Origin of the sequence: Pseudomonas sp. Irchel 3F6 (assembly GCF_900187595.1) — a bacterium.
GTDB classification, from domain to species: domain Bacteria; phylum Pseudomonadota; class Gammaproteobacteria; order Pseudomonadales; family Pseudomonadaceae; genus Aquipseudomonas; species Aquipseudomonas siliginis.
This window is the reverse complement of the sequence record NZ_FYDP01000009.1, coordinates 45,299-67,701: the sequence shown is the minus strand read 5'-3', so window position 1 is coordinate 67,701 and position 22,403 is coordinate 45,299. Positions and strand designations below refer to the sequence as shown.

The 22,403-nt window shown below is 60.4% G+C and carries 23 protein-coding genes and 2 pseudogenes; 9 read left to right on the top strand and 16 right to left on the bottom strand.

Annotated elements, in window-relative coordinates:
• Positions 1-2 precede the first annotated feature (2 nt).
• Entirely contained in the window at positions 3-317 is a 315-nt protein-coding gene (locus CKW30_RS24605; RefSeq protein ID WP_016770842.1) for a YqjD family protein, read from the bottom strand.
• A gap of 300 nt (positions 318-617) precedes the next feature.
• On the opposite strand from CKW30_RS24605, the gene CKW30_RS24600 reads away from it, so the two are divergent.
• Complete coding sequence (locus tag CKW30_RS24600; RefSeq protein WP_041478438.1) at positions 618-1,826, top strand: ammonium transporter; 1,209 nt, start codon at positions 618-620, stop codon at positions 1,824-1,826.
• Here the strand turns inward: CKW30_RS24600 and CKW30_RS24595 are convergent.
• Positions 1,823-3,535, bottom strand: a complete 1,713-nt coding sequence (locus CKW30_RS24595) for a monovalent cation:proton antiporter-2 (CPA2) family protein (protein ID WP_095182190.1) — start codon at positions 3,533-3,535, stop codon at positions 1,823-1,825. The two genes, CKW30_RS24600 and CKW30_RS24595, sit on opposite strands and share 4 nt — an antisense overlap.
• 198 nt (positions 3,536-3,733) lie before the next feature.
• Between CKW30_RS24595 and CKW30_RS24590 the strand changes: the two genes are divergently transcribed.
• The 3 genes from CKW30_RS24590 (at position 3,734) to CKW30_RS24580 (ending at position 5,362) form a co-directional block, all read left to right on the top strand.
• Positions 3,734-3,970: a glutaredoxin family protein gene (locus tag CKW30_RS24590; protein ID WP_095182189.1), complete on the top strand. Its 237-nt coding sequence runs from the start codon at positions 3,734-3,736 to the stop codon at positions 3,968-3,970.
• A 113-nt stretch (positions 3,971-4,083) separates the two neighbouring features.
• Positions 4,084-4,401, top strand: coding sequence for a hypothetical protein (locus CKW30_RS24585; RefSeq protein ID WP_016770837.1), 318 nt, complete (start codon positions 4,084-4,086; stop codon positions 4,399-4,401).
• Positions 4,402-4,471: 70 nt separating this feature from the next.
• Entirely contained in the window at positions 4,472-5,362 is an 891-nt protein-coding gene (locus CKW30_RS24580) for a pseudouridine synthase (protein WP_095182188.1), read from the top strand.
• A gap of 82 nt (positions 5,363-5,444) precedes the next feature.
• Here the strand turns inward: CKW30_RS24580 and CKW30_RS24575 are convergent, their stop codons facing one another.
• A complete protein-coding gene (locus CKW30_RS24575; RefSeq protein ID WP_016770600.1) occupies positions 5,445-5,666 on the bottom strand; it encodes a YgdI/YgdR family lipoprotein in 222 nt (73 codons plus the stop codon).
• A gap of 78 nt (positions 5,667-5,744) precedes the next feature.
• On the bottom strand, positions 5,745-6,347 hold the full coding sequence (gene mobA, locus CKW30_RS24570) for a molybdenum cofactor guanylyltransferase MobA (protein WP_056788518.1): 603 nt from the start codon (positions 6,345-6,347) through the stop codon (positions 5,745-5,747).
• A gap of 81 nt (positions 6,348-6,428) precedes the next feature.
• On the opposite strand from mobA, the gene moaB reads away from it, so the two are divergent.
• Together moaB and glp are read left to right on the top strand one after the other, a co-directional pair.
• Complete coding sequence (moaB, locus tag CKW30_RS24565; protein ID WP_016770598.1) at positions 6,429-6,968, top strand: molybdenum cofactor biosynthesis protein B; 540 nt, start codon at positions 6,429-6,431, stop codon at positions 6,966-6,968.
• A complete protein-coding gene (gene glp / locus CKW30_RS24560; protein WP_095182187.1) occupies positions 6,952-8,178 on the top strand; it encodes a gephyrin-like molybdotransferase Glp in 1,227 nt (408 codons plus the stop codon). The genes moaB and glp overlap by 17 nt, the downstream gene beginning before the upstream one ends.
• Before the next feature lie 59 nt (positions 8,179-8,237).
• Here glp and CKW30_RS27360 read toward each other — a convergent pair whose 3' ends face one another.
• A complete protein-coding gene (locus CKW30_RS27360; protein ID WP_172834003.1) occupies positions 8,238-8,546 on the bottom strand; it encodes a hypothetical protein in 309 nt (102 codons plus the stop codon).
• Positions 8,547-8,861: 315 nt separating this feature from the next.
• Here CKW30_RS27360 and yegS point away from each other — a divergent pair, with 315 nt between their 5' ends.
• Positions 8,862-9,779, top strand: a complete 918-nt coding sequence (gene yegS, locus CKW30_RS24550) for a lipid kinase YegS (RefSeq protein ID WP_041478444.1) — start codon at positions 8,862-8,864, stop codon at positions 9,777-9,779.
• Here the strand turns inward: yegS and CKW30_RS24545 are convergent.
• The 3 genes from CKW30_RS24545 to CKW30_RS24535 all read right to left on the bottom strand — a co-directional run bounded on the left by CKW30_RS24545 (position 9,763) and on the right by CKW30_RS24535 (position 12,246).
• A complete protein-coding gene (locus tag CKW30_RS24545) occupies positions 9,763-10,422 on the bottom strand; it encodes a response regulator transcription factor (protein WP_056788523.1) in 660 nt (219 codons plus the stop codon). The genes yegS and CKW30_RS24545 overlap by 17 nt on opposite strands.
• Positions 10,419-11,312 carry a sensor histidine kinase gene (locus CKW30_RS24540; RefSeq protein WP_024013690.1) on the bottom strand — a complete coding sequence of 298 codons (894 nt, stop codon included), beginning with the start codon at positions 11,310-11,312 and terminating at the stop codon, positions 10,419-10,421. Before CKW30_RS24540 ends, CKW30_RS24545 begins: the two co-directional genes overlap by 4 nt.
• 463 nt (positions 11,313-11,775) lie before the next feature.
• Positions 11,776-12,246 carry a hypothetical protein gene (locus CKW30_RS24535; protein ID WP_095182263.1) on the bottom strand — a complete coding sequence of 157 codons (471 nt, stop codon included), beginning with the start codon at positions 12,244-12,246 and terminating at the stop codon, positions 11,776-11,778.
• Between the two features lie 454 nt (positions 12,247-12,700).
• On the opposite strand from CKW30_RS24535, the gene CKW30_RS24530 reads away from it, so the two are divergent.
• Both CKW30_RS24530 and CKW30_RS24525 read left to right on the top strand, forming a co-directional pair.
• Entirely contained in the window at positions 12,701-13,636 is a 936-nt protein-coding gene (locus CKW30_RS24530; protein ID WP_016770829.1) for a chemotaxis protein CheV, read from the top strand.
• 191 nt (positions 13,637-13,827) lie between these two features.
• Entirely contained in the window at positions 13,828-14,634 is an 807-nt protein-coding gene (locus CKW30_RS24525; RefSeq protein ID WP_095182186.1) for an MOSC domain-containing protein, read from the top strand.
• A gap of 72 nt (positions 14,635-14,706) precedes the next feature.
• Here CKW30_RS24525 and CKW30_RS24520 read toward each other — a convergent pair whose 3' ends face one another.
• The 8 genes and pseudogenes from CKW30_RS24520 to CKW30_RS24490 all read right to left on the bottom strand — a co-directional run bounded on the left by CKW30_RS24520 (position 14,707) and on the right by CKW30_RS24490 (position 22,401).
• Positions 14,707-14,991 (bottom strand): pyrimidine/purine nucleoside phosphorylase, encoded by a 285-nt coding sequence (locus CKW30_RS24520; protein ID WP_039759849.1) that lies wholly within the window; start codon positions 14,989-14,991, stop codon positions 14,707-14,709.
• Positions 14,992-15,062: 71 nt separating this feature from the next.
• The gene (locus CKW30_RS24515; protein WP_095182185.1) at positions 15,063-15,605 is read right to left on the bottom strand and encodes an exonuclease domain-containing protein; all 543 of its coding nucleotides are present in this window, start codon (positions 15,603-15,605) and stop codon (positions 15,063-15,065) included.
• Between the two features lie 70 nt (positions 15,606-15,675).
• Positions 15,676-16,029, bottom strand: a pseudogene (locus CKW30_RS28005) (acetyl-CoA carboxylase biotin carboxyl carrier protein subunit); the annotation flags it as partial.
• Between the two features lie 92 nt (positions 16,030-16,121).
• Positions 16,122-17,637, bottom strand: a pseudogene (locus tag CKW30_RS24510) (acetyl/propionyl/methylcrotonyl-CoA carboxylase subunit alpha); the annotation flags it as partial.
• A 292-nt stretch (positions 17,638-17,929) separates the two neighbouring features.
• The gene (locus CKW30_RS24505) at positions 17,930-18,727 is read right to left on the bottom strand and encodes an enoyl-CoA hydratase/isomerase family protein (RefSeq protein ID WP_095182183.1); all 798 of its coding nucleotides are present in this window, start codon (positions 18,725-18,727) and stop codon (positions 17,930-17,932) included.
• Positions 18,724-19,881, bottom strand: a complete 1,158-nt coding sequence (gene atuD / locus CKW30_RS24500) for a citronellyl-CoA dehydrogenase (protein ID WP_056788533.1) — start codon at positions 19,879-19,881, stop codon at positions 18,724-18,726. The genes CKW30_RS24505 and atuD overlap by 4 nt, the downstream gene beginning before the upstream one ends.
• A 30-nt stretch (positions 19,882-19,911) precedes the next feature.
• Entirely contained in the window at positions 19,912-21,528 is a 1,617-nt protein-coding gene (atuC, locus tag CKW30_RS24495) for a geranyl-CoA carboxylase subunit beta (RefSeq protein ID WP_095182182.1), read from the bottom strand.
• Between the two features lie 3 nt (positions 21,529-21,531).
• Positions 21,532-22,401 carry an SDR family oxidoreductase gene (locus tag CKW30_RS24490; protein ID WP_095182181.1) on the bottom strand — a complete coding sequence of 290 codons (870 nt, stop codon included), beginning with the start codon at positions 22,399-22,401 and terminating at the stop codon, positions 21,532-21,534.
• Positions 22,402-22,403: the final 2 nt, after the last annotated feature.

Below are 22,403 nucleotides of genomic sequence, written 5' to 3'. Positions count from 1 at the left end.
GATCAGCGCCGAGTTGCCAGCAGGCCGATCAGAAAGCCGACGCCGGCAGCGATGCCCACCGACTGCCATGGGTTGGCCGACACATAGTCTTCAGTAGCGGTTACGGCCGCCTGACCGCGCTCACGCAGGGTGTCTTCGGTCACCTTCAGGGTTTCCCGGGCACGCAGCAGGCTGTCATGAATCTGGGCACGCAGCTCATCGGCCTGATCACCCGCGAGTGTCTTGGTGTGTTCGAGCAAGCGTTCGGTGTCGGCGACCAGAGTCTGGAAGTCGTTCATCAGGATTTCTTGAGCAGTCTTTGCCTTGATGCTGGCCATGGGTGGATCTCCGTAGGTGGCTTTGAAGCGTTCGAGTATGAGCCTTGCGCGAAGGTTCAGTGCAAATGCCTGGTACAACTTTTGCTGTGTCGTGGTGCGTCGCTCGGCGTATGTGCGCTGTTGCCGGGCGTCCGAGCAGAAAACTCTAATTCATTTGCTCGCGGTTCGTGATCAGACATCGATATATGCGCCAAATCAGTTCATCAACCCTGCCGTTGGATATTTGATGAGTCGTAATTTGGTGCATGAAATGCACACATGAACCGCTTTGGTGCCTTTTAGCCTTGGGTCTGCCTCCTCATGGAAAATCTGCAAAGCGCTGTGGACACGCTGGTTCACAGCTCCAACACGTTGTTCATTCTGATCGGTGCGGTGATGGTACTGGCGATGCACGCCGGTTTCGCCTTTCTGGAGGTCGGCACGGTCCGGCAGAAGAACCAGGTCAACGCGCTGGCGAAAATCCTCAGCGATTTCGCCGTCTCGACCCTGGCCTATTTCTTTATAGGCTATTGGATCTCCTATGGCGTCACCTTCATGCAACCGGCGGCGGTGCTCACGGCTGACCATGGCTATGGACTGGTGAAGTTTTTCTTTCTGCTGACCTTCGCTGCCGCGATCCCGGCGATCATTTCCGGCGGCATTGCCGAACGCGCGCGGTTTGTCCCGCAGTTGTGCGCGACGGCGCTGATCGTGGCGTTTATCTATCCGTTCTTCGAAGGGCTGATCTGGAACGGTAACTTCGGTTTGCAAGGCTGGCTGGCGGCGCAGTTTGGCGCGGCATTCCATGATTTCGCCGGCTCGGTGGTGGTGCATGCCGTGGGCGGTTGGCTGGCGTTGGCCGCTGTTCTGCTGCTCGGCCCGCGCAATGGTCGCTATCGCGATGGACGCCTGGTCGCGTTCGCGCCGTCGAGCATTCCGTTTCTCGCACTGGGCTCGTGGATCCTGATTGTCGGCTGGTTCGGCTTCAACGTGATGAGCGCGCAGACGCTGCAAGGCGTCAGTGGCCTGGTCGCGGTCAACTCGCTGATGGCCATGGTCGGCGGTACCGTCGCGGCGTTGATCGTTGGGCGCAATGACCCGGGCTTTCTGCACAACGGCCCGCTGGCCGGGCTGGTGGCGATTTGCGCCGGCTCCGACCTGATGCATCCGGTCGGAGCGCTGGTGACCGGCGCGATCGCCGGAGCCTTGTTTGTCTGGTGCTTTACCGCTGCGCAAGTCAAATGGCGCATCGATGATGTCTTGGGTGTCTGGCCGTTGCATGGTTTGTGTGGCGTGTGGGGCGGGATTGCCTGCGGCATCTTCGGTCAGTCTGCGCTGGGTGGCCTGGGCGGCGTCAGCCTGATCAGCCAGTTGATCGGCACTGCGCTTGGCGTCGCGGTAGCGCTGGTCGGCGGCTTCGTCGTCTACGGCGCGATCAAGGCATTGCATGGGCTGCGCCTGAGTCAGGAACAAGAGTATTACGGCGCCGACCTGTCGCTGCACAAGATCGGCGCGGTGAGTCAGGACTAGATTTCCTCATCATTGGCTCCGGGATAGAAACCGTGGAGCAGGCGATAGCGATCGATACGCACTTGATCGACCTTCTCCTGCACTTTGTGCGCGGGCAGGCCAAGCATGATCAGCGCGTGTGAAGCGAGCATCAGGCTCGACTCCAGAAGCTCCGGCACCACCTCAGTGGCGCCGGCGGCTCTGAGTTCCGCCGATTGGCTGTCGTCACGGGTGCGTACCAGAATCGGCACCTGTCGGTTGAGTCGCCGGGCTTCGCGCAGAATGCGCAACGCCACGTCACTTTGATCCACGGCAATCACCAGCAGCCTGGCGCGCAACAGGCCGACGGCTGTAAGCAGATCGCCACGCGACGAGTCGCCGTAATGCACGTCGCTTTCCGCGGATGCGGCTTCCTGCACCCGCACCGGATCGTTGTCCAGCGCAACATAGGCTTGCCCCGCATTGCCCATGAAGCGGCCGATGGATTGGCCGACGCGACCGTAGCCGCAGATCACCACGTGCTGGTCGAGGTCGGCGTTGAGCGCGCTGATCTGTTCGATCTGCGCTTCCTGATTGGGCTTGCGGTGCAGCACGGCGGCAATGCGCGGCGCCGCACGCAACAGCAGTGGCGTGAGCAGCATCGAACAGAACGTCGCCGCGAGCAGCAGTGCACCCGGTTCGGCCGGCAACAGGCTGTTCTGCTGCATCTGCGCCATCAAGGCAAAACAGAATTCGCCACCCTGGGCCAGGGCCAGGCCGCTGCGCCATGCGGTTTCGCTGTCGCTGCCGCGCCACTTCACCAGCAGCGCGACCACGGTGCCCTTGATCAGCATCAGGCCAAGCGTCAGGCCGATGATCAACAGGCTGTGACTGACGAACAGTTGCAGGTCGATGAGCATGCCGATGCTGACGAAGAACACGCCGAGCAGAATGTCGCGAAAGGGCCGGATGTCAGCTTCGATCTGGTGCCGGTAATGGCTTTCCCCGAGCAACATGCCGGCAAGGAAAGCGCCGAGTGCAGGCGACAGCCCCAGCAAGTGCGTGAGCCAGGCAGTCAGCAGCACGATCACCAGCGCCAGCAGGACGAACAGCTCCGCCGAACGCGAGGCCGCCACTTCATGAAACAGCCGTGGCAATAACCAGCGACTGGCGAGCAGCAGGCCGAAGAACAGCACCAAGGTTTTGCCCAGGGTCAACGGCAAGGCCCAATACCAGGCCTGCTCGCTGGTGCCGGCGAAGACCGGAACCAGTGTCAGCAGCAATACCGCGACAACGTCCTGAAACAGCAACACGCCGACCGCGTTCTGGCCGTGGCTGCTGAACACTTCACCAAGACTGCCCAGCTCCTTGGTCACGATCGCCGTGGATGACAGCGATAATCCGGCACCGAGCAACAGCGCCGGCATCAGCGGCATGCCCAGGCCCATCAACAGGGTGCCGAGCAGCGCTGCGCTGATCAGCACTTGCTGACTGCCGAGGCGAAACACCACCTGACGCAGCGCAATCATCTTCGACAGGGAGAACTCCAGGCCCAGGGAGAACAGCAGAAACACCACGCCCAGCTCGGCGACATCCGGCAGATGTTCGCTCTCGTTGACCCAGTCGAATGCGTTCGGCCCGACCAGTAATCCCACGCACAGGTAACCCAGTACCGGCGGCAGTCGCAGGCGCCGGAACAGGGCAATCACCACCAGGGATGAGGCGAGGATGATCAACAGATTTGCAAACACGGGACACTCCGCTGTCAGGGCGTTGGCCTCTGAAGCGTAGAGGCAAAAAGTCCGCGAGGATGACGCATTTGCAATTTGCGCTGAATGATTTGCGTCAGGATTTTGCGCCGGGAGCGCTGGGTCCTTTGAGCGGCGCTGGGTCGACGAGGGTTTAGTGGCGTCCTAGAATGGGCTCACTTGTTTTCCGGTAATGCCGTCATGTCTCCAGAATGTCAGCTGTTCGGCACCCTCGGGTGTCATCTGTGTGAAGTTGCCGAAGCCGAGCTGATGCCCTTCGTCGAGCATGGTCTGCTGGTTGAACTGGTGGACATTGCCGAAGACGAATCGTGGTTCGAAAAATACAGCTTGCGCATCCCGGTACTGCGGCGCGTTGACACTGGCGCGGAGCTGGATTGGCCGTTCAGTGGCGATGAAATCGCGGCGTTTTTACGATGATGGGGTTTACTACCGTTCTTCCGCTGGTCGCAGCGATACATCCTTGCGTTGGCGCTCGCTGACTTCTTCGGTTACTGTATGTCCATACAGCAATCGAGTCAGAGGGATGAACCGTGGTCAATGTCGAACAGTTGAAGAGCAGCGTTAACCGGATGTCGGTCGACGTGGTGCGCGAGGCCGTCCTCGAATTGCGCCTGGACGGGCTGGTCACGGAAGGCAAGACGCCGTTCAACAAGCTGCATTTCAACACCTGCTTTGCCGAAATCGAAGCCCTGTTTCAACGCGCCGGGTATCACAAGCAACTGGATGTGGTCGGTTATCAGGGCCTGCTGTATGCCTTGTACGATCCGGGTCGCTGGGAGGCGGTCGATGTGTTGCGCTGGCTGAAGGAGTTCACCGAAGCGGCGGCCCTCAAGTCGATTCCGGCCTGATGAAACTGCGCTAGGTGGCTTTGCCTCACTGTTGGATAATGCCGGCCTGCATTGAGGATTTCTGTTTCGTATGACCAGCCCCGTATTTTCCGCTGCGCACAATCAGGCCAGCACCTTGTATTTGCCGCCCGGTCCCTGGCTGACGGTACTCGATTGCCTGTGCGAGCACTTCAGCGCTATCGGCCGCGAACAATGGCTTGACCGGATTGCTCGCGGGCGGGTGCTGGATGCGCAGGGCCAGCCGATTGCGCTGGACTTGCCGTACAAGGAAGGTTTGCGCATTCACTACTTTCGCGAAGTGCCGGACGAGAAGCCGATCCCGGTGCTCGAGTCGATTCTCTATGCCGATGAACACTTGGTGGCGGCCGACAAACCCCACTTTCTGCCAGTCACCCCGGCCGGAGAATATGTCGAACAAACCCTGCTGCGCCGGCTGATCCGTCGGCTGGACAATCCGCATCTGGTGCCGCTGCACCGCATCGACCGGCACACGGCAGGTCTGGTGATCTTCTCAGCCAACCCGCAAACCCGCTCGGCCTATCAGTCGTTGTTCCCGACGCGGCAGATCGACAAGCGCTATGAAGCGATCGCCCCGGCGCTGCCCGAGTTGAATTTCCCTTTGGTGCACAAGAGCCGGTTGGTCGATGGCGAGCCGTTTTTCCGCATGCAAGAAGGGCCTGGCGCCAGCAATACCGAAACGGCGGTCGAGGTGCGTGAGAAAAATGGTGATCTGTGGCGCTATGGCCTGTATCCCGTGACGGGCAAGAAGCATCAGTTGCGGGTGCACATGACGGCGCTGGGAGCGAGTATTTGCAACGACCCGTTTTATCCGACGGTGTTGAAAGATGTCGAGGACGACTACGCCAACCCGTTGAAGCTGCTTGCGCAAGGCCTGCGCTTCATTGACCCGGTGACCGGGGAATTGCGGGAGTTCGAGAGTCGAATCACCTTGCAGTGGTAATGCTGAAACTGCTTTCCGAGCGCCCATGAAAAAGCCCGCATGACAATGCGGGCTTTTCTGTATCCGGTAACGACGCGGAGCCTTACAGCTCTTTAACGGTACGAACCTGATCCTTGTTGATGCGGGTCTCTTTGCCGTCCAGCTGCTGGAACTCGTAGAAGCCCGAATCATCATCGTATTTCGGGGTGTCGACGGCCTGGATTTCGCGACCGTCATTCAAGGTGATCACTGTCGGCGAGGAGCAACCGGCGAGGGTTGCCAGGCCCAGTGCGAGCATGAAAGTGGCGAGGGTCCGTTGAGTCATGAGTGTGTCTCCGAATGGGAAATCTTCTGGTTACTGAGCTTGAGACGTAAACAAGGCGTGAGAGTTCCTTGGATAGTGTCAGTCTGACACAGTGTTGTGCAGATGTAACAGTTCGGGGGTGTTGAGGTTGGCCAGTCGCGGGTCGTTGTCAGGGCATTGCAATGCGACGGCGCCGAGACTGCGCATCACCCTGCCCGGGCTGCGCTCGCCTGCATTCCAGGCTGCTTCGAACGCTGGCAACAGCGCCACCGGAATCACGCACAACAGCGGTTCCCAGTGCTCGCCGTGGCGCAGCATTAAAGGTTTTTCACGTTGCAGATCGGCAGTGGTCAGCATGGCTTCCAGCAACGCCGTGTCGATTCGCGGCACATCGCATGGCAACACCAGCAAATGCGCATGGCGCGCCGCTTTCAGTCCAGCACGAATACCGGCCAGCGGCCCGGGGAAATCGCCTTCATCATCCATTACCAACTGATCGGCAAACCCGGCATAACGCTCGCGATTGCGGTTGCACGAGATGATCAGATCGTCGGTCAGCGGCCGTACCTTGCGCTGGAGATGCGCGATCAACGGCTCGCCCAGCCACTCGATGAGGCCCTTGTCCTGACCGCCCATGCGTTGACCGCGTCCACCGGCCAGAAGCAGGACGGAGCAGGGTGGCAACGGCTTGTTCGAGGGCATGACGACTCTCCAGAGGGGCGGCGGAAAAATGAGCCGCTGTGATATAACACCGGGCTGTTTCCCCTACAACTGGAAGAGCCTATGAAAGCCAAGGCTGATGTACCTTTCGTGCCGCTCAATATTGCGGTGCTGACTGTCAGCGACACCCGAACCCTGGAAACCGATACCTCCGGCCAGGTCTTCGTCGATCGCTTGATCGCGGCCGGTCACGCGCTGGCCGAGCGTGTTTTGCTTAAAGATGATCTCTACAAAATTCGCGCGCAAGTCGCCAATTGGATTGCCGACGATGTGGTCCAGGTTGTGCTGATCACCGGCGGCACTGGCTTTACCGGGCGTGACAGCACACCGGAAGCGGTGGCATGCCTGCTCGACAAACAGGTCGACGGATTCGGCGAACTGTTCCGCCAGATCTCCGTGGCCGATATCGGCACTTCGACCGTGCAGTCCCGGGCCTTGGCTGGTCTGGCCAACGGCACGCTGGTGTGCTGCCTGCCGGGTTCGACCAATGCAGTGCGCACCGGCTGGGACGGCATTCTCGCTGAGCAACTGGACGCCCGTCATCGTCCGTGCAACTTCGTCACCCACCTGAAGCAGGCGGCGCCGTGTGAATCCCGTGGGTAAGCCGGGCAAGACCGGCAGTCTGCTGCCTGTCGAAACGGCGCTCGAGCGTTTGCTGGCCATGGCCGATGCGTCGCGCATTGTCGAGCGCGAATACTTGCCGCTGTCTCAAGTCGAAGGGCGGGTGCTGGCTGAAGATCTGATCTCGACGCTGGATCTGCCGCCGTGGCCGAACAGCGCCATGGACGGCTACGCCTTGAACCTGGCTGATTGGCAGGGCGAGCCGCTGCCGGTCAGTCAAAAGGTGTTTGCCGGGCAATCTCCGCAGTCGTTGGAACCAGGTACCTGCGCACGCATCTTTACCGGGGCGCCGTTACCGGCGGGCGCTGACTGTGTCGAGATGCAGGAAAACGCCGAAGTTCAGGCCGACGGCCGAGTGCGCTTTCTTGAGCCTTTGAAGGCCGGGCAGAACATTCGTCCGCAGGGCCAGGAAACCACGGTCGGTGAATTGGTGCTGCAAGCTGGCACCCGGCTCGGACCGATTGAGCAGGGCCTGGCTGCTTCGCTTGGCTGTGCCGGGGTTAACGTCGTGCGCAAGCCGCGGGTGGCGGTTCTGTCCACTGGGGACGAGCTGGTTGAACCCGGTCAGGCATTGGGTCCGGGCCAGATCTACAACAGCAATCGCGTACTTCTGTGCAGCTGGTTGCAGCGTCTGGGCTGCGAAGTGATCGATGGCGGAATTCTTCCGGACGATCTACCCGCGACGCGGGCGCGGCTGGGCGAACTGCAAAATGTCGATCTGATTCTGTCTACTGGCGGTGTCTCGGTCGGTGAAGCGGATTTTCTCGGCATTGCCTTGCGAGAGGAAGGCGAACTGGCCTTGTGGAAGCTGGCCATCAAGCCTGGAAAACCGTTGACGTTCGGCCATTTCCGCAACGTGCCGGTGATTGGCCTGCCCGGCAATCCCGCCTCTACGCTGGTGACGTTCGCCTTGCTGACGCGGCCTTATCTGTTGCGACGCCTGGGTGTGCAAGATGTCGAGCCGCTCAAGTTTGCAGTGCCAGCAGGCTTTGTCTGGCCGGTGGCCGGCAACCGTCGTGAATATCTGCGCGGGCGCTTGGAGCAGGGGCGGGCGATCATTTACCGCAACCAGAGTTCGGGTGTGCTGCGTAGCGCGGCGTGGGCCGACGGATTGGTGGAAGTCCGAGAAGGCCGCACGCTGAGCGAGGGTGATGCAGTGAGCTTCATTCCCCTCAGTGACCTTCTGGGGTAGAGCATCTCGCCCATGCACGCGTCGGCTGATACGCACGGCGCGTGCAACGAATGATTCGGTCAGTTGCTGATCAATGTCACCAACTGGTCGAATCGGCTGTTGGCCACCCAGCCCAGCAGTCCGAGGATGACAGCGGTGGCACCCGCCGAATACGCCAGGCGGTGTTTGATCGTCCGGACATCATTGAGCACTTCGTCCATATCGCGGCGCATGTATTTGAAGTGAGTCTCCAGCTCGCTGACTCGGGGTTCCATATCAAACTCTCCAGGGGTCTTGGCGCTGTTACAGAAGTCTGGTTTCTTGCTGGCACGACTTTCGGCGAGAGCGGCGACCGGGCTCACCGGTGCCTTGGTTTCATGGTTGTGCATGGAAGTTCTCGCCGATCGTATCAACTGCACGCTTGCTGGTTTTGCCATTGCTCGATTCATGGAAATAAATCGGGGGGTATCCGTTCATTACCGGCACATCCTTGTGTTAATGGGTTGAAGGTTGATGCTGCTGGCACACGGTGACCCAATGGTCGGACGGGGTCAATTAAGCCGATTCCTCTTGTTTCGTAAGAAAAAATACCGCTGTGTAGGACGCCAGCAGTTGGACGAAGAATTAATTGCCAGCTCGGTGGCTTTTTTAAGGCGCACAGTGGTCAAGATGTTTCAATCGATTTCAATTCTTGGAGTGACGTTATGAGTGAACGCCGGGCACTGCTGATCTTGCATGGCAAACAGGCACTCAACGAGGATGTCCGCGCTGCCGTCGAAGCCAAGCGTGAGCAAGGCTGGGAACTGGCTGTGCGAGTGACCTGGGAGGCCGGCGACGCCCAGCGTCTGGTCGAGGAAGCGTTGGCGGCCGGCTACAGCAAAATCATCGCCGGTGGCGGTGATGGCACGTTGCGCGATATTGCCGAGGCGCTGGCTCAGCATCCGCAAAAAGCCAGTCTTGTGTTGCTGCCGCTGGGAACCGCCAACGATTTCTCCCGCGCCGCCGGTATTTCCCTGGAGCCTGCCGAAGCCCTTGAGCTACTGGATGTTCAGCCCTCGGATATCGATCTGGGCGAAGTGGGCGGGCAGATTTTCCTGAACATGGCGACCGGCGGATTCGGCAGCCAGGTGACCGCCAATACTTCGGAAGATCTGAAGAAGGTCTTGGGCGGCGCCGCGTATCTGTTTACCGGCCTGACCCGGTTCAGCGAACTGCATGCCGCTTACGGCGAGTTGCAAGGCCCGGATTTCCATTGGCAGGGTGAGCTGCTGGCGCTGGGCATCGGTAACGGGCGGCAGGCGGGTGGCGGCCATGTGCTGTGCCCCGAGGCACAGGTCGATGATGGTTTGCTGGACATCAGTATCCTGCCGGCACCGCAAGAACTGGTCGGCACGCTGAAGAATCTGCTGAGCGAGGGCTTCGGCCTCGACAACATGTTCGTGCGGGCGCGATTGCCGTGGGTCGAGATCAAGGTCGCCGAAGGGCTGAGCATCAATCTCGACGGCGAGCCACTGGAAGGTGACAGTCTGCGTTTTGTTGCGAAACCCGCAGCGTTGCAGGTGCACTTGCCAAAGGACTCGCCGCTATTGAGTCAACTGACGCCAGTCAGTCATCAAGACTGATGATCTGCTCGCGCACGGCGAACAGCACCAGGCCCGCCACGTCATAGATCTGCAGGCGTTTCATGATCTGTGCGCGGTGGGTTTCCACGGTCTTGACGCTCAAGCCCAGGCCATTGGCGATTTCCCGGGTCGATTTGCCGCGCACGATCAGGCGAAGGATTTCCAGCTGGCGCGCGGTCAGATTGTGCGAATCGGCGATGTCCGGCTGGCTTTTCTGGTTGCGGGTCAGTGCCTGATTGATCACGGTGTGAGCGATGGCCGGGCTGAGATAGCGTTCGTTGTTGCGGAGGGCTTCCAGCGCGTGCTCGAGCTCGGTGGCCGTGGTGTCCTTGAGCAGGTAGCCATGGGCACCGGACTCCAGCGCCTGCATGATCAGCGCCGGGTCGGTGTGCATCGACAGAATCAGCACTTTGCTCTGCGGCCGCACACGCTTGAGGCGTTGCAGCGCTTCCAGGCCACCGGTTTCCCGCATCGAGATGTCCAGCAATACGATGTCGGGGCTCAGTTGCTCGACCATTTCGAGCAATTGCGAACCATCACTGGCTTCGCCGACTACCGCGTAACCGGGAATATCCAGAACCAGAGCACGCACGCCGGCTCTGATCAGCGAGTGGTCATCCACCAGAAGTAAGTTACAAGTCAACGCATAACCTTATTCGTACTGGCCCGTTCGAGTGCCCGAGGCGCCCACGGGAATAGTGCTTCGATTCGAGTGCCTTTGCCCGGCTCGCTGATAACGCTCAATGTGCCGCCCAACTGTTCGATACGCTCGGCCATTCCGGCCATGCCGCGTTGACCTTCTCTGGCCGGGTCGGCCGCCGGGGCAAAACCCAGGCCGTCATCACTGATCAACAGCGTCAGACCTTGCGGCAATCGCTGTACCCGAATCAACAGGTTTTTTGCCTGTGCGTGGCGCAGGATGTTGGTCACGGCTTCCTGGGCGATGCGAAACGCGGCGACGGCCATTTCCTCGGGGATGCCGTTGAGCCGTTGCTGGCAATCGAGACTCCAGTTGACCGGCGTGTTGGCCAGTGTCTTGAGCAAGTGCGCACGCAGGCTGGCTTCTAGGCCCAGACTGGTCAATTGACGTGGATTGAGAATCGCCGAGACGTCACGCACCTTGGTCAGGGTTTCATCCAGTGTGTCGCAGAGCACCTTGCATTGTTCCTGCAGATCCTCCGGCAGGCGGCGTTTGAGCCAGTCACTTTGCAGCTTGGCGGCAGTGAGCAACTGGCCGATATCGTCGTGCAATTCACGGCTGAGGCGATGACGCTCGTTTTCCTGGACTTGCAACAGTCGATCAGCCAGCTCTTGTGGTTGAAACTTGATCGATTTGCGTGACAAGCGATATTGCACCCAGACGCACGCGGTGGCGGCGATGTCGAGCGCCAGCAATCCCAAAGGAAGGCGTGCGGAAACAACATACGCCAGCAGACTGCCCAAGGTCGCCAGAACACACAGGACAAGTGTGAAGCGCCGGGCGTTTTCCCGAGAAGGTGGCCATGTGATAAGTGACTTGAGACTGGCGTACATAACGGATGGAGCCAATGGATGTTCGCTGCGGGCAGACCGACCGGTGACTGGCGGATCTCTGTGTGGAAATACTGTCATTTATGTTATTGATTCAATCCGCATTCATTAAGCGATCATTGACTGGCAATAACATCGAAAAGGTAACACTGAAGTCAGTATGCCATTAACCGACAGGCAACTAACCGGCGGCATAATACCACTTAACATACCGTTGGTCGCGGTTGCTATATATGTCTATTCAGTCAGGAAATATCGGATCCTGGACGCAAGTTCCATATTGGAAAAAGTTGGAGTTGTTGTATTTGGATCACTTCGATTTGCCTGGAAGTGTCGCTCGGTGGGCACAGGGAAAACCCTGAGGGCGGCACCTGAAAATTAGCCGTTGGTCGGGCTGATTATTTGCCCCGGATTGTCGCTTTCAGGCACGAAGTATTCATTTACGACAATATCGCGACTTACCGGCTCAAGCCTGGCGCGCGGTAAAGGATGAAGAGAGCAAACGTTTGCTCACCCTCTTGGGCTCGAACGAGGTTTGGCCCATTTGTGCCGCGAAGGCTTCGAGCAGATCAGTCTGTTCGCTTTTATCCAGGGTCAGCTGCCCGGTCTTGGGATCGACCAGCTCAAGCTGCCACGCCATCAAGGTCAGGCAGTCGCGTAACGCATCGAGGGCCTGCTCGTGCAGATCGACGTGGTCCTGCTGCAAATTGAGCAGGCTGTAGATGTGCAGGGAAAACTCGGAGATCGCTTCCAGCGCCAGTGCTTCGGCCCGGCCGGCCAGCTTCAGCAGAGTGCCGAGCATGCAGTCGATGGCATCCTTGTCATTGCTGATCAGTTGCAGATGGCTCAGGCATTCTTCGGACTTGGCGAGAAGCGTTTCGGCCTCGACCAGAAATTCGGGGAAGCGTTGCGCCCAGTCTTTACGGTCGATTGGCATGTTCATCTCCACCACGTCGTGTTGGTTGACGGATGGCCGTGTGTGGCGACGATCGTGAATCGTCGGCAGATCGCGCCCGGCGGTGCAGGTGCACGGACCGAGGGGTTCCAGAGGGTGGGTTGCCACTGAATTGCGATCGCACACAATAGCCTGACTCCGTTCATGCAATGAGAATGGCGTCACAGTAATGGCTATTGGAAATGGCGAATATCAGGTTGGGCCTGATTGATCCTAGGGGAATCCCTTAGGCGCGGGAACCTAACGTGCAAACCGAGGTCGCGCCGCAATGAATCTAGCAGATGAAATCACGAATGCCAGTAAAGCATGATGTCAGTGTGACATCAATGGCCGTTTGTGGCATTTTTAGCGACGTGCTTTACAGCAATCAAGATTAGCTGAATGCAGCCGATAAACCCCCATAGTGAATTCATCAGAACAAGCCCAGGAGTCATTGATGGCCGGCATTCTCGACACGGTAGACCAACGCACGCAACTGGTGGGTGAGAATCGCCTGGAAATCCTCATGTTTCGCCTGGCCGGACGCCAGCTGTTCGCGATCAACGTGTTCAAGGTTCAGGAAGTGCTGCAACTGCCCAAGCTGACCCTGATGCCGCAGCGTCATCCCTTCGTCTGCGGCGTGGTCAATCTGCGCGGGCAGACATTGCCGGTGATCGACCTGTCCCAGGCAATCGGCATGCGCCCACTGGTGCCGGGCCCGAACAGCACGATCATCGTCACCGAATACAACCGTTCGGTGCAGGCCTTCCTCGTCGGCGGTGTCGACCGCATCGTCAACATGAACTGGGAAGCCATTTTGCCGCCGCCGACCAGTGCGGGCCGCCAGCATTATCTGACCGCGATCAGCAAGGTCGACGATCAACTGGTGGAGATCATCGACGTCGAGAAAGTCCTCGCTGAAATCGTCCCGTACAACGCCAAGGTCTCGCGCGAGAAACTCGACGATCCGGTACTCGAGCGCGCCCGTGGCCGCGAAGTGTTGCTGGTGGATGATTCCAACGTGGCGCTTTCGCAATTGCGCGATACCCTCGGCCAGCTCGGGGTGAAAATGCACATTGCCAGCGACGGTCTGAAAGCCTTGAACATGCTCAAGGCCTGGGCCGATACCGGCGTGCATATGACCGATAAACTGCTGATGATCTTCACCGATGCGGAAATGCCGGAAATGGACGGCTATCGCCTGACCACGGAGATCCGCAACGACCCTCGCCTGCGTGGCCTGTACGTCGTGCTGCACACCTCGCTGTCCGGCAGTTTCAACGACTCGATGGTGAAGAAGGTCGGTTGCGACAACTTCCTTTCCAAATTCCAGCCGGACAAACTGGTCGACGTGGTGCGCCAGCGTCTGATGCTCGACGCCGTGCCGGCCTGAAACACGCACATTTTGCTTCCTGTGGGAGCGAGCCTGCTCGCGGAAGCGCAGGGTCGGACACATTGATGGTGAATGTGCCGGCCTCTTCGCGAGCAGGCTCGCTCCCACAGAAGTGTATTTACATTAATGACGGCTTTGATTCGCTATTGAAGCTCGTATAGGGTGGCGTTTTTCCTCCAAGGAAGCTGGCCATGCTGCGTCTGAGCGCGCTTTATCGTTACCCGTTGAAATCCGGCAAGGGCGAAATCCTGCAAAGCATTGAGCTGGACAAGCTCGGGCTGGCGGGCGACCGACGCTGGATGCTGGTGGACGAGGCCAGCGGGCGCTTTCTGACCCAGCGTGCCGAAGCGAAGATGAGTCAGCTGTCGGCGTTATGGAATGCCGGCGGCGGTCTGACCCTCAGCGCTCCCGAGCAGGGTGCTATCGAAGTCGCGCTGCCCGCTGCCGACGCCGAGCTGCGCGGTGTGACGATCTGGCGTGACACCCTGCGGGTGCCGGACGCTGGTGATCAAGCCGCGCGTTTTGTCAGTGACTTCCTCGGCAAGCCGACACGTCTGGTGCAAATGCCACTTGAGCGGGCGCGCACCACGCAGTCGGGTTTCGGCAAGGACGACGATCAAGTGGCGTTCGCCGACGGTTATCCATTGCTGCTGATCGGCGAAGCCTCGCGGCTGGCACTCTCGGAAACGGTAGGGCGAGAGCTGGAGATGCTGCGCTTCCGTCCGAATCTGGTCATCGAAGGCAGCGCGCCTTACGCCGAGGACAACTGGAAGCGTATTCGCATTGGCGACATCGAATTCCGCGTGGTCAAGCCGTGCGCGCGTTGCATCATGACCACTGTCGACCCGCAAACCGGTGAGCGTAGCGCCGATCGCGAGCCGTTCGCGACGTTGCAGAAGCACCGCAGCACCGCTGATGGCGCGATGTTCGGGCAGAATCTGGTCAACGACGGCAACGGCCGCCTGGAAGTCGGCATGCCGGTGGAAATCCTCGAATAGGTTGTCGCTGAAACGAAAAATGCCCGGGTCTTTTGGACGCGGGCATTTTTTTGCGCAGTGAAACCGGCGGGATCAGCCGCGGTATTCGCACAGGTAAGCGGTATCAACGGCGACTTTCAGTTGGAACTTGCTGTTGGCCGGGACGTTGAACTGGCTGCCGGCGGCGAAGGTTTCCCAGTCGCTGCTGTCTGGCAGTTTTACGCTCAGCGCGCCGGAAACCACATGCATGATCTCGCGCTGGCTGGTGCCGAATTCGTATTCGCCCGGGGCCATGACGCCAATGGTCGCCGGACCTTCAGCGGTGCCAAAGGCGATCGACTTGACGGTGCCGTCGAAGTACTCGTTGACTTTAAACATGGGCGGATTCCTCGAAAAGGGCTTAAAAGGGGGCGGCCAGTATGCACAAGGCTTTTCGCGCCGTCACGCGTCTAAAGCGGCAGGACCAGCGGCAATAACCGCGCGGTATTGCGGGCATCTTCCAGCGCGCGATGTTGTTGGCCGTTGAACTGCATGCCCGCTAGCTGCAACGCGGCGTTGAGCCCCAGCGGTCGTTCCAGGCGGCGGGCCTTGGCGAAGCGTTGTTTGAGGTTCATGTGCGGGACTTTGCTCAGGCCGCTGTCGATGTGCAGGCGCTGCCACTCCTGGAGCAACTGCTGGCGATCGTAACCGCCCCAGCTGGCCCAGCCTTCAACGCGAGCCTGATGCTGTGCCAGCCAACGCTCAAAGGCTGGCCAGACCTCGCTCAGCGGTTGTGCCGAATCGATGTTGGCCTGAGTGATGTGTGTCAGCTCCCGACAGAATGACGTCAGCAATGGCCGGCGGGTCGGTTTGACGAAGCGCTGGAAGTGATCCTGCTCGCGCCCGGCGCGGTCGACCAGGGTCGCACCGATCTCGATTATTTCCATCTCCGTGACCGGCCAGCCACCCTCGTCTGTGGTGGCTTCCAGATCTATGACCAGCCAATGGGGCATCGCAGGGTTCCTGATTTCCGCGTTCTGATTTATCAGAGCGTAGTCAAACCCCGCGCTTGTGCCCGGGCGACTACTCGACCTGCAACAGAACCTGACGATTTTTTACCTGATCGCCGACCTTCACTTGCACCCGTTTGAGCACGCCATCGATGCCGGCCTTCAACGGATGCTCCATTTTCATTGCCTCCAGTACCACCAGCAATTGACCCTTGCTGACCGTACTGCCCTCGCTGACCAGCACGTCGACAATGGCACCGTCCATCGGCGCTTTGAGGGTGCCGGAAGCGACGCTGGTCTGACTGTCGATCGGCGCATGAGTTCGATCCTCCAGGCGCAGGCTGCCCGGATGGGTGAACAGCCACAGCTGCCGATCGTGCAGACGATAGGCGTGACATTGGCGCAGACCGTCGACTTCGAGGGTGATCGATTGCGCGGCGTGCTCAATGATTTTCACCGCCACAGTGCTTTCGCCAGCCTGCACGACCAACTCGCCGGATTTGCGCGCCAGCACCGACAGCGTCCAGTCCTGCTCGTCACTGCCCAGTCGATAGTGCAACGGCACGCTGGCGTTGTTGCGCCAGCCATTCAATGGGGCGCGATGGGGCAGGGCGCTGGCCTGATAGAACAACGCCACGGCAATCGCCAGTTGCGCCGTCGTCGGTACATAAGTGTTGAGGCTGGCATGGTTGGAAAAATGGTGCTGGATGAAAGCGGTGCTGAAATCGCCGCTGATGAACTGCGGATGTTGCAACAGGCCCTCGAGCAAGCGTTGATTGCTTTGAACGCCAAGCAGCACGGTGTCCTGCAGCGCACGCAACAGCTTGCGCCGCGCCTCTTCGCGGGTTGCACCGTGGGCGATCAGTTTGCCGAGCATCGGATCGTAGAACGGGCTGACCGACTGACCTTCAAGCAGACCGTGATCGATCCGTGCACCGTGGCCCGACGCCGGTTGCCATGCGGCAATTCGGCCGGTTTGCGGGAGAAAATCCGCAGCGGGATCTTCAGCGTAGAGGCGCACTTCCATGGCGTGACCGTCGAGACGGATCTGCTCCTGCGTCAGCGGCAGCGGCTGACCCTCGGCAACCAGCAACTGCCACGCGACCAGATCGAGGCCGGTGATCGATTCCGTCACCGGATGCTCGACCTGCAGACGGGTGTTCATCTCCAGAAAGTAGAACTGGCCGCGCGCGTCGAGGAGGAACTCCACGGTGCCAGCGCCGACGTAATCCACCGCGCGCCCGGCCTTGAGCGCCGCTTCGCCCATGGCCTGGCGCAGCTCGGCGGTCATCACCGGGCACGGCGCTTCTTCGATGACTTTCTGATGGCGGCGCTGGATCGAGCAATCGCGTTCGCCGAGATAGACCAGATGCCCGTGCTGGTCGCCGAACAGTTGCACTTCGACGTGGCGCGGGTCGATCAAGGCCTGCTCGAGAATCAACTCGTCACTGCCGAAACCGTTCATTGCTTCGGACCGCGCGGTACGCAGTTGCGCCGCCAGTTCGCTGGCCTCGTGCACCAGACGCATGCCGCGTCCGCCGCCACCGGCGCTGGCCTTGATCATCAGCGGATAACCGATCCGCGCGGCTTCGGCCAGCAGCGTCGCGTCGTCCTGCGCTGCTCCCTGGTAGCCGGCAATGCATGGCACGCCCGCGTCGAGCATGGCAATTTTCGACAGGCGTTTGCTGCCCATCAGTTCGATAGCTTTGACGCTGGGACCGATGAAGATCAGCCCGGCTTCGGCGCAGGCGCGGGCGAAATCGGCGTTTTCCGAGAGAAAACCGTAGCCCGGGTGAATTGCATCGGCGCCGCTGCGTCGGGCGGCGTCGATGATCGCCGCAATGTTGAGGTAGGACTGCTGCACCGGCGCCGGGCCGATATGTACGGCTTGGTCGGCCATTTGCACGTGTAGCGCATCGGCGTCGGCGTCGCTGAACACGGCGACGGTGCGATAACCCAGCGCCTGGGCCGTGCGCTGGATGCGGCAGGCGATTTCACCGCGGTTGGCGATCAGGATTTTGTGGAGGGTAGGCATGGTGGGGTTCCTGAAATGATAGCGGTGAATGGGATGGCCTCTTCGCGAGCAGGCTCGCTCCCACATTTGGAACGCATTTCAACCGCGAATTCGGGCGCTCCTGAGTTTTGGGCGGCGAAGGTGCGGGCCTCTTCGCGAGCAGGCTCGCTCCCACATTTGGAGCGCATTTCAACTGCGAACTCGGGGGCTCCTGAGTTTTGGGCGGTGAAGGTGCGGGCCTCTTCGCGAGCAGGCTCGCTCCCACATTTGGAATGCATTTCGACCTGTGGGAGCGAGCCTGCTCGCGAAGCTTTTAGCTGACCCACCGAGGTTTGCGTTTCTGCATAAAAGCCATGGTCCCCTCGACTCCCTCGTCTCCGGTCACCGCCGCGCTGAACCACTGCGCCGCCTCATCGAGCAATTCACTCGAAGGCTGCCCGGCGCTGGCCAATAACAATTTTTTCGTCATCGCATTCGCTTCCGGCGCGCAGCGCAGCACCTGTTGCAAGACCTCATCCAGTCGCTCGGCCAACGCTTGCGCATCCTGTTCAACGAAATGCACCAGCCCCAATCGCTGCGCCTCGGCGCCATCGAAACGCGCCGCCGTCAGCGCCAGTCGCCGGGTTTCGGTCAAGCCGATCCGTTGCACCACAAACGGTGCGATTTGCGCTGGGATCAGGCCGAGGCTGGTTTCCGGCAAGCCGAACTGCGCCTTGTGATCGCTAATCGCAACATCGCTGACGCAAGCCAGGCCGAAGCCGCCGCCGAGCACGGCGCCTTGCAGCAAAGTGATCAACACTTGCGGCGCATGTTGGGCTTGTTCCAGCAGCGCGCCAAACGCCCGGTTCAACTCGCGGTAAGCGTCCGCGCCCTGAGCCCGGGCATTGGCCATGTCCTTGATGTCGCCACCGGCGCAGAAATGCCCGCCGGCACCGCTGAGCACCAAGGCCCGCACTGTGCGGTCATCACGCACCGCCGCCAGCACCGCGCGCAGTTCGGCGACCATTTGCAGGCTCATCGCGTTGCGGCTGTCCGGGCGGTTGAGGGTGATGTGCAGCACGCCGCCATGCAGTTCCAGCAACAGCGTCTGGCAATCGGGCAGGCTGCTCATTTCTTTTTCCCCGGCAGGATGCCCATCAGTTTGCAGATGATCCCCAGCATGATTTCGTCGGCGCCGCCGCCAATCGAGACCAGGCGCACATCGCGATAGGCGCGGGCCACCGGGTTGTCCCACATGAAGCCCATGCCGCCCCAATATTGCAGGCAGCTGTCGCTGACTTCACGGCCGAGGCGTCCGGCCTTGAGCTTGGCCATCGATGCCAGGCGCGTGACGTCCTGGCCTTTGATGTATTGCTCGGTGGCCTGATAGACCAGGGCGCGCAGGCATTCGATTTCGGTCTGCAATTCGGCGAGGCGGAAGTGGATCACCTGGTTATCGATCAGCGCGTTGCCGAAGGTCTTGCGCTCCTTGCAGTACTCGATGGTGCTGTCGATGCAATATTCCAGGCCCTTGATCATGTTCGCCGCGCCGAACAGACGTTCTTCCTGGAACTGCAGCATCTGCATCATGAACCCCGCGCCTTCATGGCCGATGCGGTTGCGCTGGGGCACGCGCACGTTGTCGAAGAACACCTGCGCGGTTTCCGAGCTGCGCATGCCGAGCTTGTCCAGGTGCGAACTGAGGCTGATTCCCGGGGTGTTCATCGGCACCATGATCAGCGACTTGTTGATGTGCGGCTTGTCGTCCGAGGTGTTGGCCAGCAGGCAGATGAAATCGGCGCTCGGCGAGTTGGTGATCCACATCTTGCTGCCGTTGATCACGTAGTCATCGCCGTCCTTGCGTGCCGTGGTTTTCAGCCCGGCGACATCGGAGCCGGCGCCGACTTCGGAAACGCCGATGCAACCAACCTGTTCGCCGGTGATGGCCGGGCGGAGGAACTCTTCGCGCAGTTCATCGGAGCCGAAGCGGGCGAGGGCGGGTGTGCACATATCGGTCTGCACGCCGATCGACATCGGAATCCCGCCGCAATGAATGGTGCCGAACTCTTCAGCGGCGACGATCGAATAGCTGTAATCAAGGCCCATGCCGCCGAATTTTTCCGGCTTGGAAATGCCCAGCAGGCCCAGCTCACCGGCCTTGCGGAAAATTTCGTGGATGGGAAAGCGTCCGGCCTTTTCCCACTCTTCGACGTGCGGGTTGATCTCGTGGGTGACGAACTGGCGAACGGTGCGGCGCAGGGCTTCGTGTTCCGGGGTGAAGATCATTGTTGTTGTTCTCCGTAGGATCCGTGGCGGTCAGAAGCGGCTGACGCCGAAGCTGTTGGGTTGCAGCGTGCGCGTGTCGGCTTCGTGGCAGATATCCAGCAAGTAACCGAGCAGAGTGCGGGTGTCGCGCGGATCGATCAGGCCGTCGTCCCACAGGTTGGCGCTGCCATACAGGGCGGTGGATTGGCTGTCGAGTTTCTGCGTGGTCATCTGTTCGAGCATGTCGAGCATTTTCGGATCGGGCTCGATGCCGTCCTTGAGCTGTTTGGCTTCGGTAACGATGCGCAAGACCTTGCCGGCCTGTGCGCCGCCCATTACTGCCGTGCGGCTGTTGGGCCAGGCGAAGATGAAGCGCGGATCGAGCCCGCGTCCGCACATGGCGTAGTTGCCGGCGCCGTAGGAACCGCCGACGACAATGGTCAGTTTAGGCACCCGTGCGTTGGCCACCGCTTGGATCAGTTTCGAGCCGTGCTTGATCACGCCTTGCTGTTCCGATTCGGTGCCGACCATGAACCCCGTGGTGTTGTGGAAAAACAGCAGCGGCGTCTGGCTCTGGTCGCACAACTGGATGAACTGCGCCGCCTTGCTCGCACCTTGCGGGGTGATCGGGCCGTTGTTGCCGATTAAGCCGCAGGCGCGGCCCTGGATTTTCAACTGGCCGCAAAGGGTTTGCTGATCGAACTCGCCTTTGAATTCGAGGAAGTCCGACTCGTCAGCAATCCGCGCGATGATTTCGCGCACGTCGTAGGGCTTTTTTGCATCGTCCGGGATCAGCCCGAGCAGTTCGTCGATGGGGTAGAGCGGTTCTTTGAATTGCGGCTCCGGCAGCCACGGCAACTGCTCGTTCCATGGCAGCATGCGCATGATGTCGCGGACCTGGCGTATGCCGTCAGCGTCGTTTTCAGCGAGATATTCGGCAGTGCCGGCGACTTGCGCGTGCATTTCGGCGCCACCGAGTTCTTCATCGGTGGCCACTTCGCCGGTCGCCGCTTTGAGCAATGGCGGGCCGGCGAGAAACAGCTTGGCCTTGCCGCGCACAACCACCACGTAATCCGACAACCCCGGTTGATAGGCGCCGCCTGCGGTGGCCGAGCCGTGCACCACGGTGATCTGCGGCAAACCCATCGCTGACATGCGCGCCTGATTGGCGAAACTGCGCGCGCCTTCGACAAAAATCTCCGCTGCGTAGTTGAGATTGGCACCGCCGCTTTCGGCGAGGGTGATCATCGGCAGTTTGTTTTCCCGAGCGATCTGTTGCAGGCGCAGGGATTTTTTCAGGCCGCTCGGCGAGATCGTGCCACCCTTGATCGCGCTGTTGTTGGCGACCACCATCGCGCGGATGCCGCAGACATAACCGATGCCGGCAATCAGCCCGCCACCGGCCGAACTGCCGTCCTTGTCGTCGTGCAACTTGTAGCCGGCGAGGCTGGCCAGTTCGAGGAACGGCGCGCCGGGGTCGAGCAAAAGGTTCAAGCGCTCGCGGGGCAACAGTTGCCCGCGTTTGCTGAATTTTTCTTTGGCTTCGGCGGCCTTGTTCAGCAGGTTCTGTTCGAGCTGCTGCACCTGCTCGATGGCGGCGAGCATGGCCGCGCGGTTGCGCGCGAACGCTTCGCTGTGCGGATCGAGTTGCGACTGAATCTGCGCCATGGCTTATTCCTTGTCCTTGAGCACGTCAGGTAGATAGGCGCGGTGAAAACCATTGAACGATTCGCTGTGGCTGGCCTTGTGCAGCGGCCAGGCGCGACTGCCGAGGCTGGCGGCGCCGTCGATTTTCACCGTGGTGCCGCTGATGAACGCCGCCGCCGGGCTGAGCAGAAACACGATCGCCGCACTGACTTCCGATTCGGTGCCGATACGCTTGAGCGGCACATGCTCGCGCAGGGTCGGAATCACCGCTTTGAATGCGCCTTCGTAAGTGTCCATGCCGCTGGACGCAATCCAGCCCGGCGCCACGGCGTTGACCCGGACCCCGGCGTAACCCCACTCGAACGCGGCGGTCTTGGTGAAATTGTCCATGCCCGAACGCGCTGCCCCCGAGTGGCCCATGCCGGGCATGCCGCCCCACATGTCAGCGAGCATGTTGACGATGCTGCCGCCATGTTTGCTCATCGACTGGTTGAACACTTCGCGGGCCATCAGAAAGCCGCCGACCAGATTGGTCCGCAGCACCGTTTCAAAGCCCTTCTGATTGATCGAGGCCAAGGGCGACGGGTATTGGCCGCCGGCGTTGTTGACCAGGCCGTGGATCGGCCCGTGTTCGGCGATCAGCTCTTTGACCAGTTGCTTGACCGCTTCTTCATCGCGGATATCGCAGGCCTTCCAGTGCGCGCGGCCGCCGTCGTCGGTGATTTCGGCGGCGACTTTTTCGAGCTTTTCCGGCTTGCGCCCGACCAGCAGCACATTGGCGCCGAGGGCCGCCAGTTCATGGGCGGTGCAGCGACCGATGCCGCTGCCGCCACCGGTGACAATCAGGTTCTGGCCGCTGAACAGATCGGCGCGGAAAATCGACGCGTAAGCCATGC

What these genes read in the sequence shown, in the direction of transcription:
- CKW30_RS24605 (WP_016770842.1), bottom strand. Translation starts at nt 317, where the DNA reads ATGGCCAGCATCAAGGCAAAGACTGCTCAAGAAATCCTGATGAACGAC.
- CKW30_RS24600 (WP_041478438.1), top strand. Translation starts at nt 618, where the DNA reads ATGGAAAATCTGCAAAGCGCTGTGGACACGCTGGTTCACAGCTCCAAC.
- CKW30_RS24590 (WP_095182189.1), top strand. Translation starts at nt 3,734, where the DNA reads ATGTCTCCAGAATGTCAGCTGTTCGGCACCCTCGGGTGTCATCTGTGT.
- CKW30_RS24580 (WP_095182188.1), top strand. Translation starts at nt 4,472, where the DNA reads ATGACCAGCCCCGTATTTTCCGCTGCGCACAATCAGGCCAGCACCTTG.
- CKW30_RS24575 (WP_016770600.1), bottom strand. Translation starts at nt 5,666, where the DNA reads ATGACTCAACGGACCCTCGCCACTTTCATGCTCGCACTGGGCCTGGCA.
- mobA (WP_056788518.1), bottom strand. Translation starts at nt 6,347, where the DNA reads ATGCCCTCGAACAAGCCGTTGCCACCCTGCTCCGTCCTGCTTCTGGCC.
- moaB (WP_016770598.1), top strand. Translation starts at nt 6,429, where the DNA reads ATGAAAGCCAAGGCTGATGTACCTTTCGTGCCGCTCAATATTGCGGTG.
- CKW30_RS27360 (WP_172834003.1), bottom strand. Translation starts at nt 8,546, where the DNA reads ATGCACAACCATGAAACCAAGGCACCGGTGAGCCCGGTCGCCGCTCTC.
- yegS (WP_041478444.1), top strand. Translation starts at nt 8,862, where the DNA reads ATGAGTGAACGCCGGGCACTGCTGATCTTGCATGGCAAACAGGCACTC.
- CKW30_RS24540 (WP_024013690.1), bottom strand. Translation starts at nt 11,312, where the DNA reads ATGTACGCCAGTCTCAAGTCACTTATCACATGGCCACCTTCTCGGGAA.
- CKW30_RS24535 (WP_095182263.1), bottom strand. Translation starts at nt 12,246, where the DNA reads ATGCCAATCGACCGTAAAGACTGGGCGCAACGCTTCCCCGAATTTCTG.
- CKW30_RS24530 (WP_016770829.1), top strand. Translation starts at nt 12,701, where the DNA reads ATGGCCGGCATTCTCGACACGGTAGACCAACGCACGCAACTGGTGGGT.
- CKW30_RS24525 (WP_095182186.1), top strand. Translation starts at nt 13,828, where the DNA reads ATGCTGCGTCTGAGCGCGCTTTATCGTTACCCGTTGAAATCCGGCAAG.
- CKW30_RS24520 (WP_039759849.1), bottom strand. Translation starts at nt 14,991, where the DNA reads ATGTTTAAAGTCAACGAGTACTTCGACGGCACCGTCAAGTCGATCGCC.
- CKW30_RS24515 (WP_095182185.1), bottom strand. Translation starts at nt 15,605, where the DNA reads ATGCCCCATTGGCTGGTCATAGATCTGGAAGCCACCACAGACGAGGGT.
- CKW30_RS24505 (WP_095182183.1), bottom strand. Translation starts at nt 18,727, where the DNA reads ATGAGCAGCCTGCCCGATTGCCAGACGCTGTTGCTGGAACTGCATGGC.
- atuD (WP_056788533.1), bottom strand. Translation starts at nt 19,881, where the DNA reads ATGATCTTCACCCCGGAACACGAAGCCCTGCGCCGCACCGTTCGCCAG.
- atuC (WP_095182182.1), bottom strand. Translation starts at nt 21,528, where the DNA reads ATGGCGCAGATTCAGTCGCAACTCGATCCGCACAGCGAAGCGTTCGCG.
- CKW30_RS24490 (WP_095182181.1), bottom strand. Translation starts at nt 22,401, where the DNA reads ATGGCTTACGCGTCGATTTTCCGCGCCGATCTGTTCAGCGGCCAGAAC.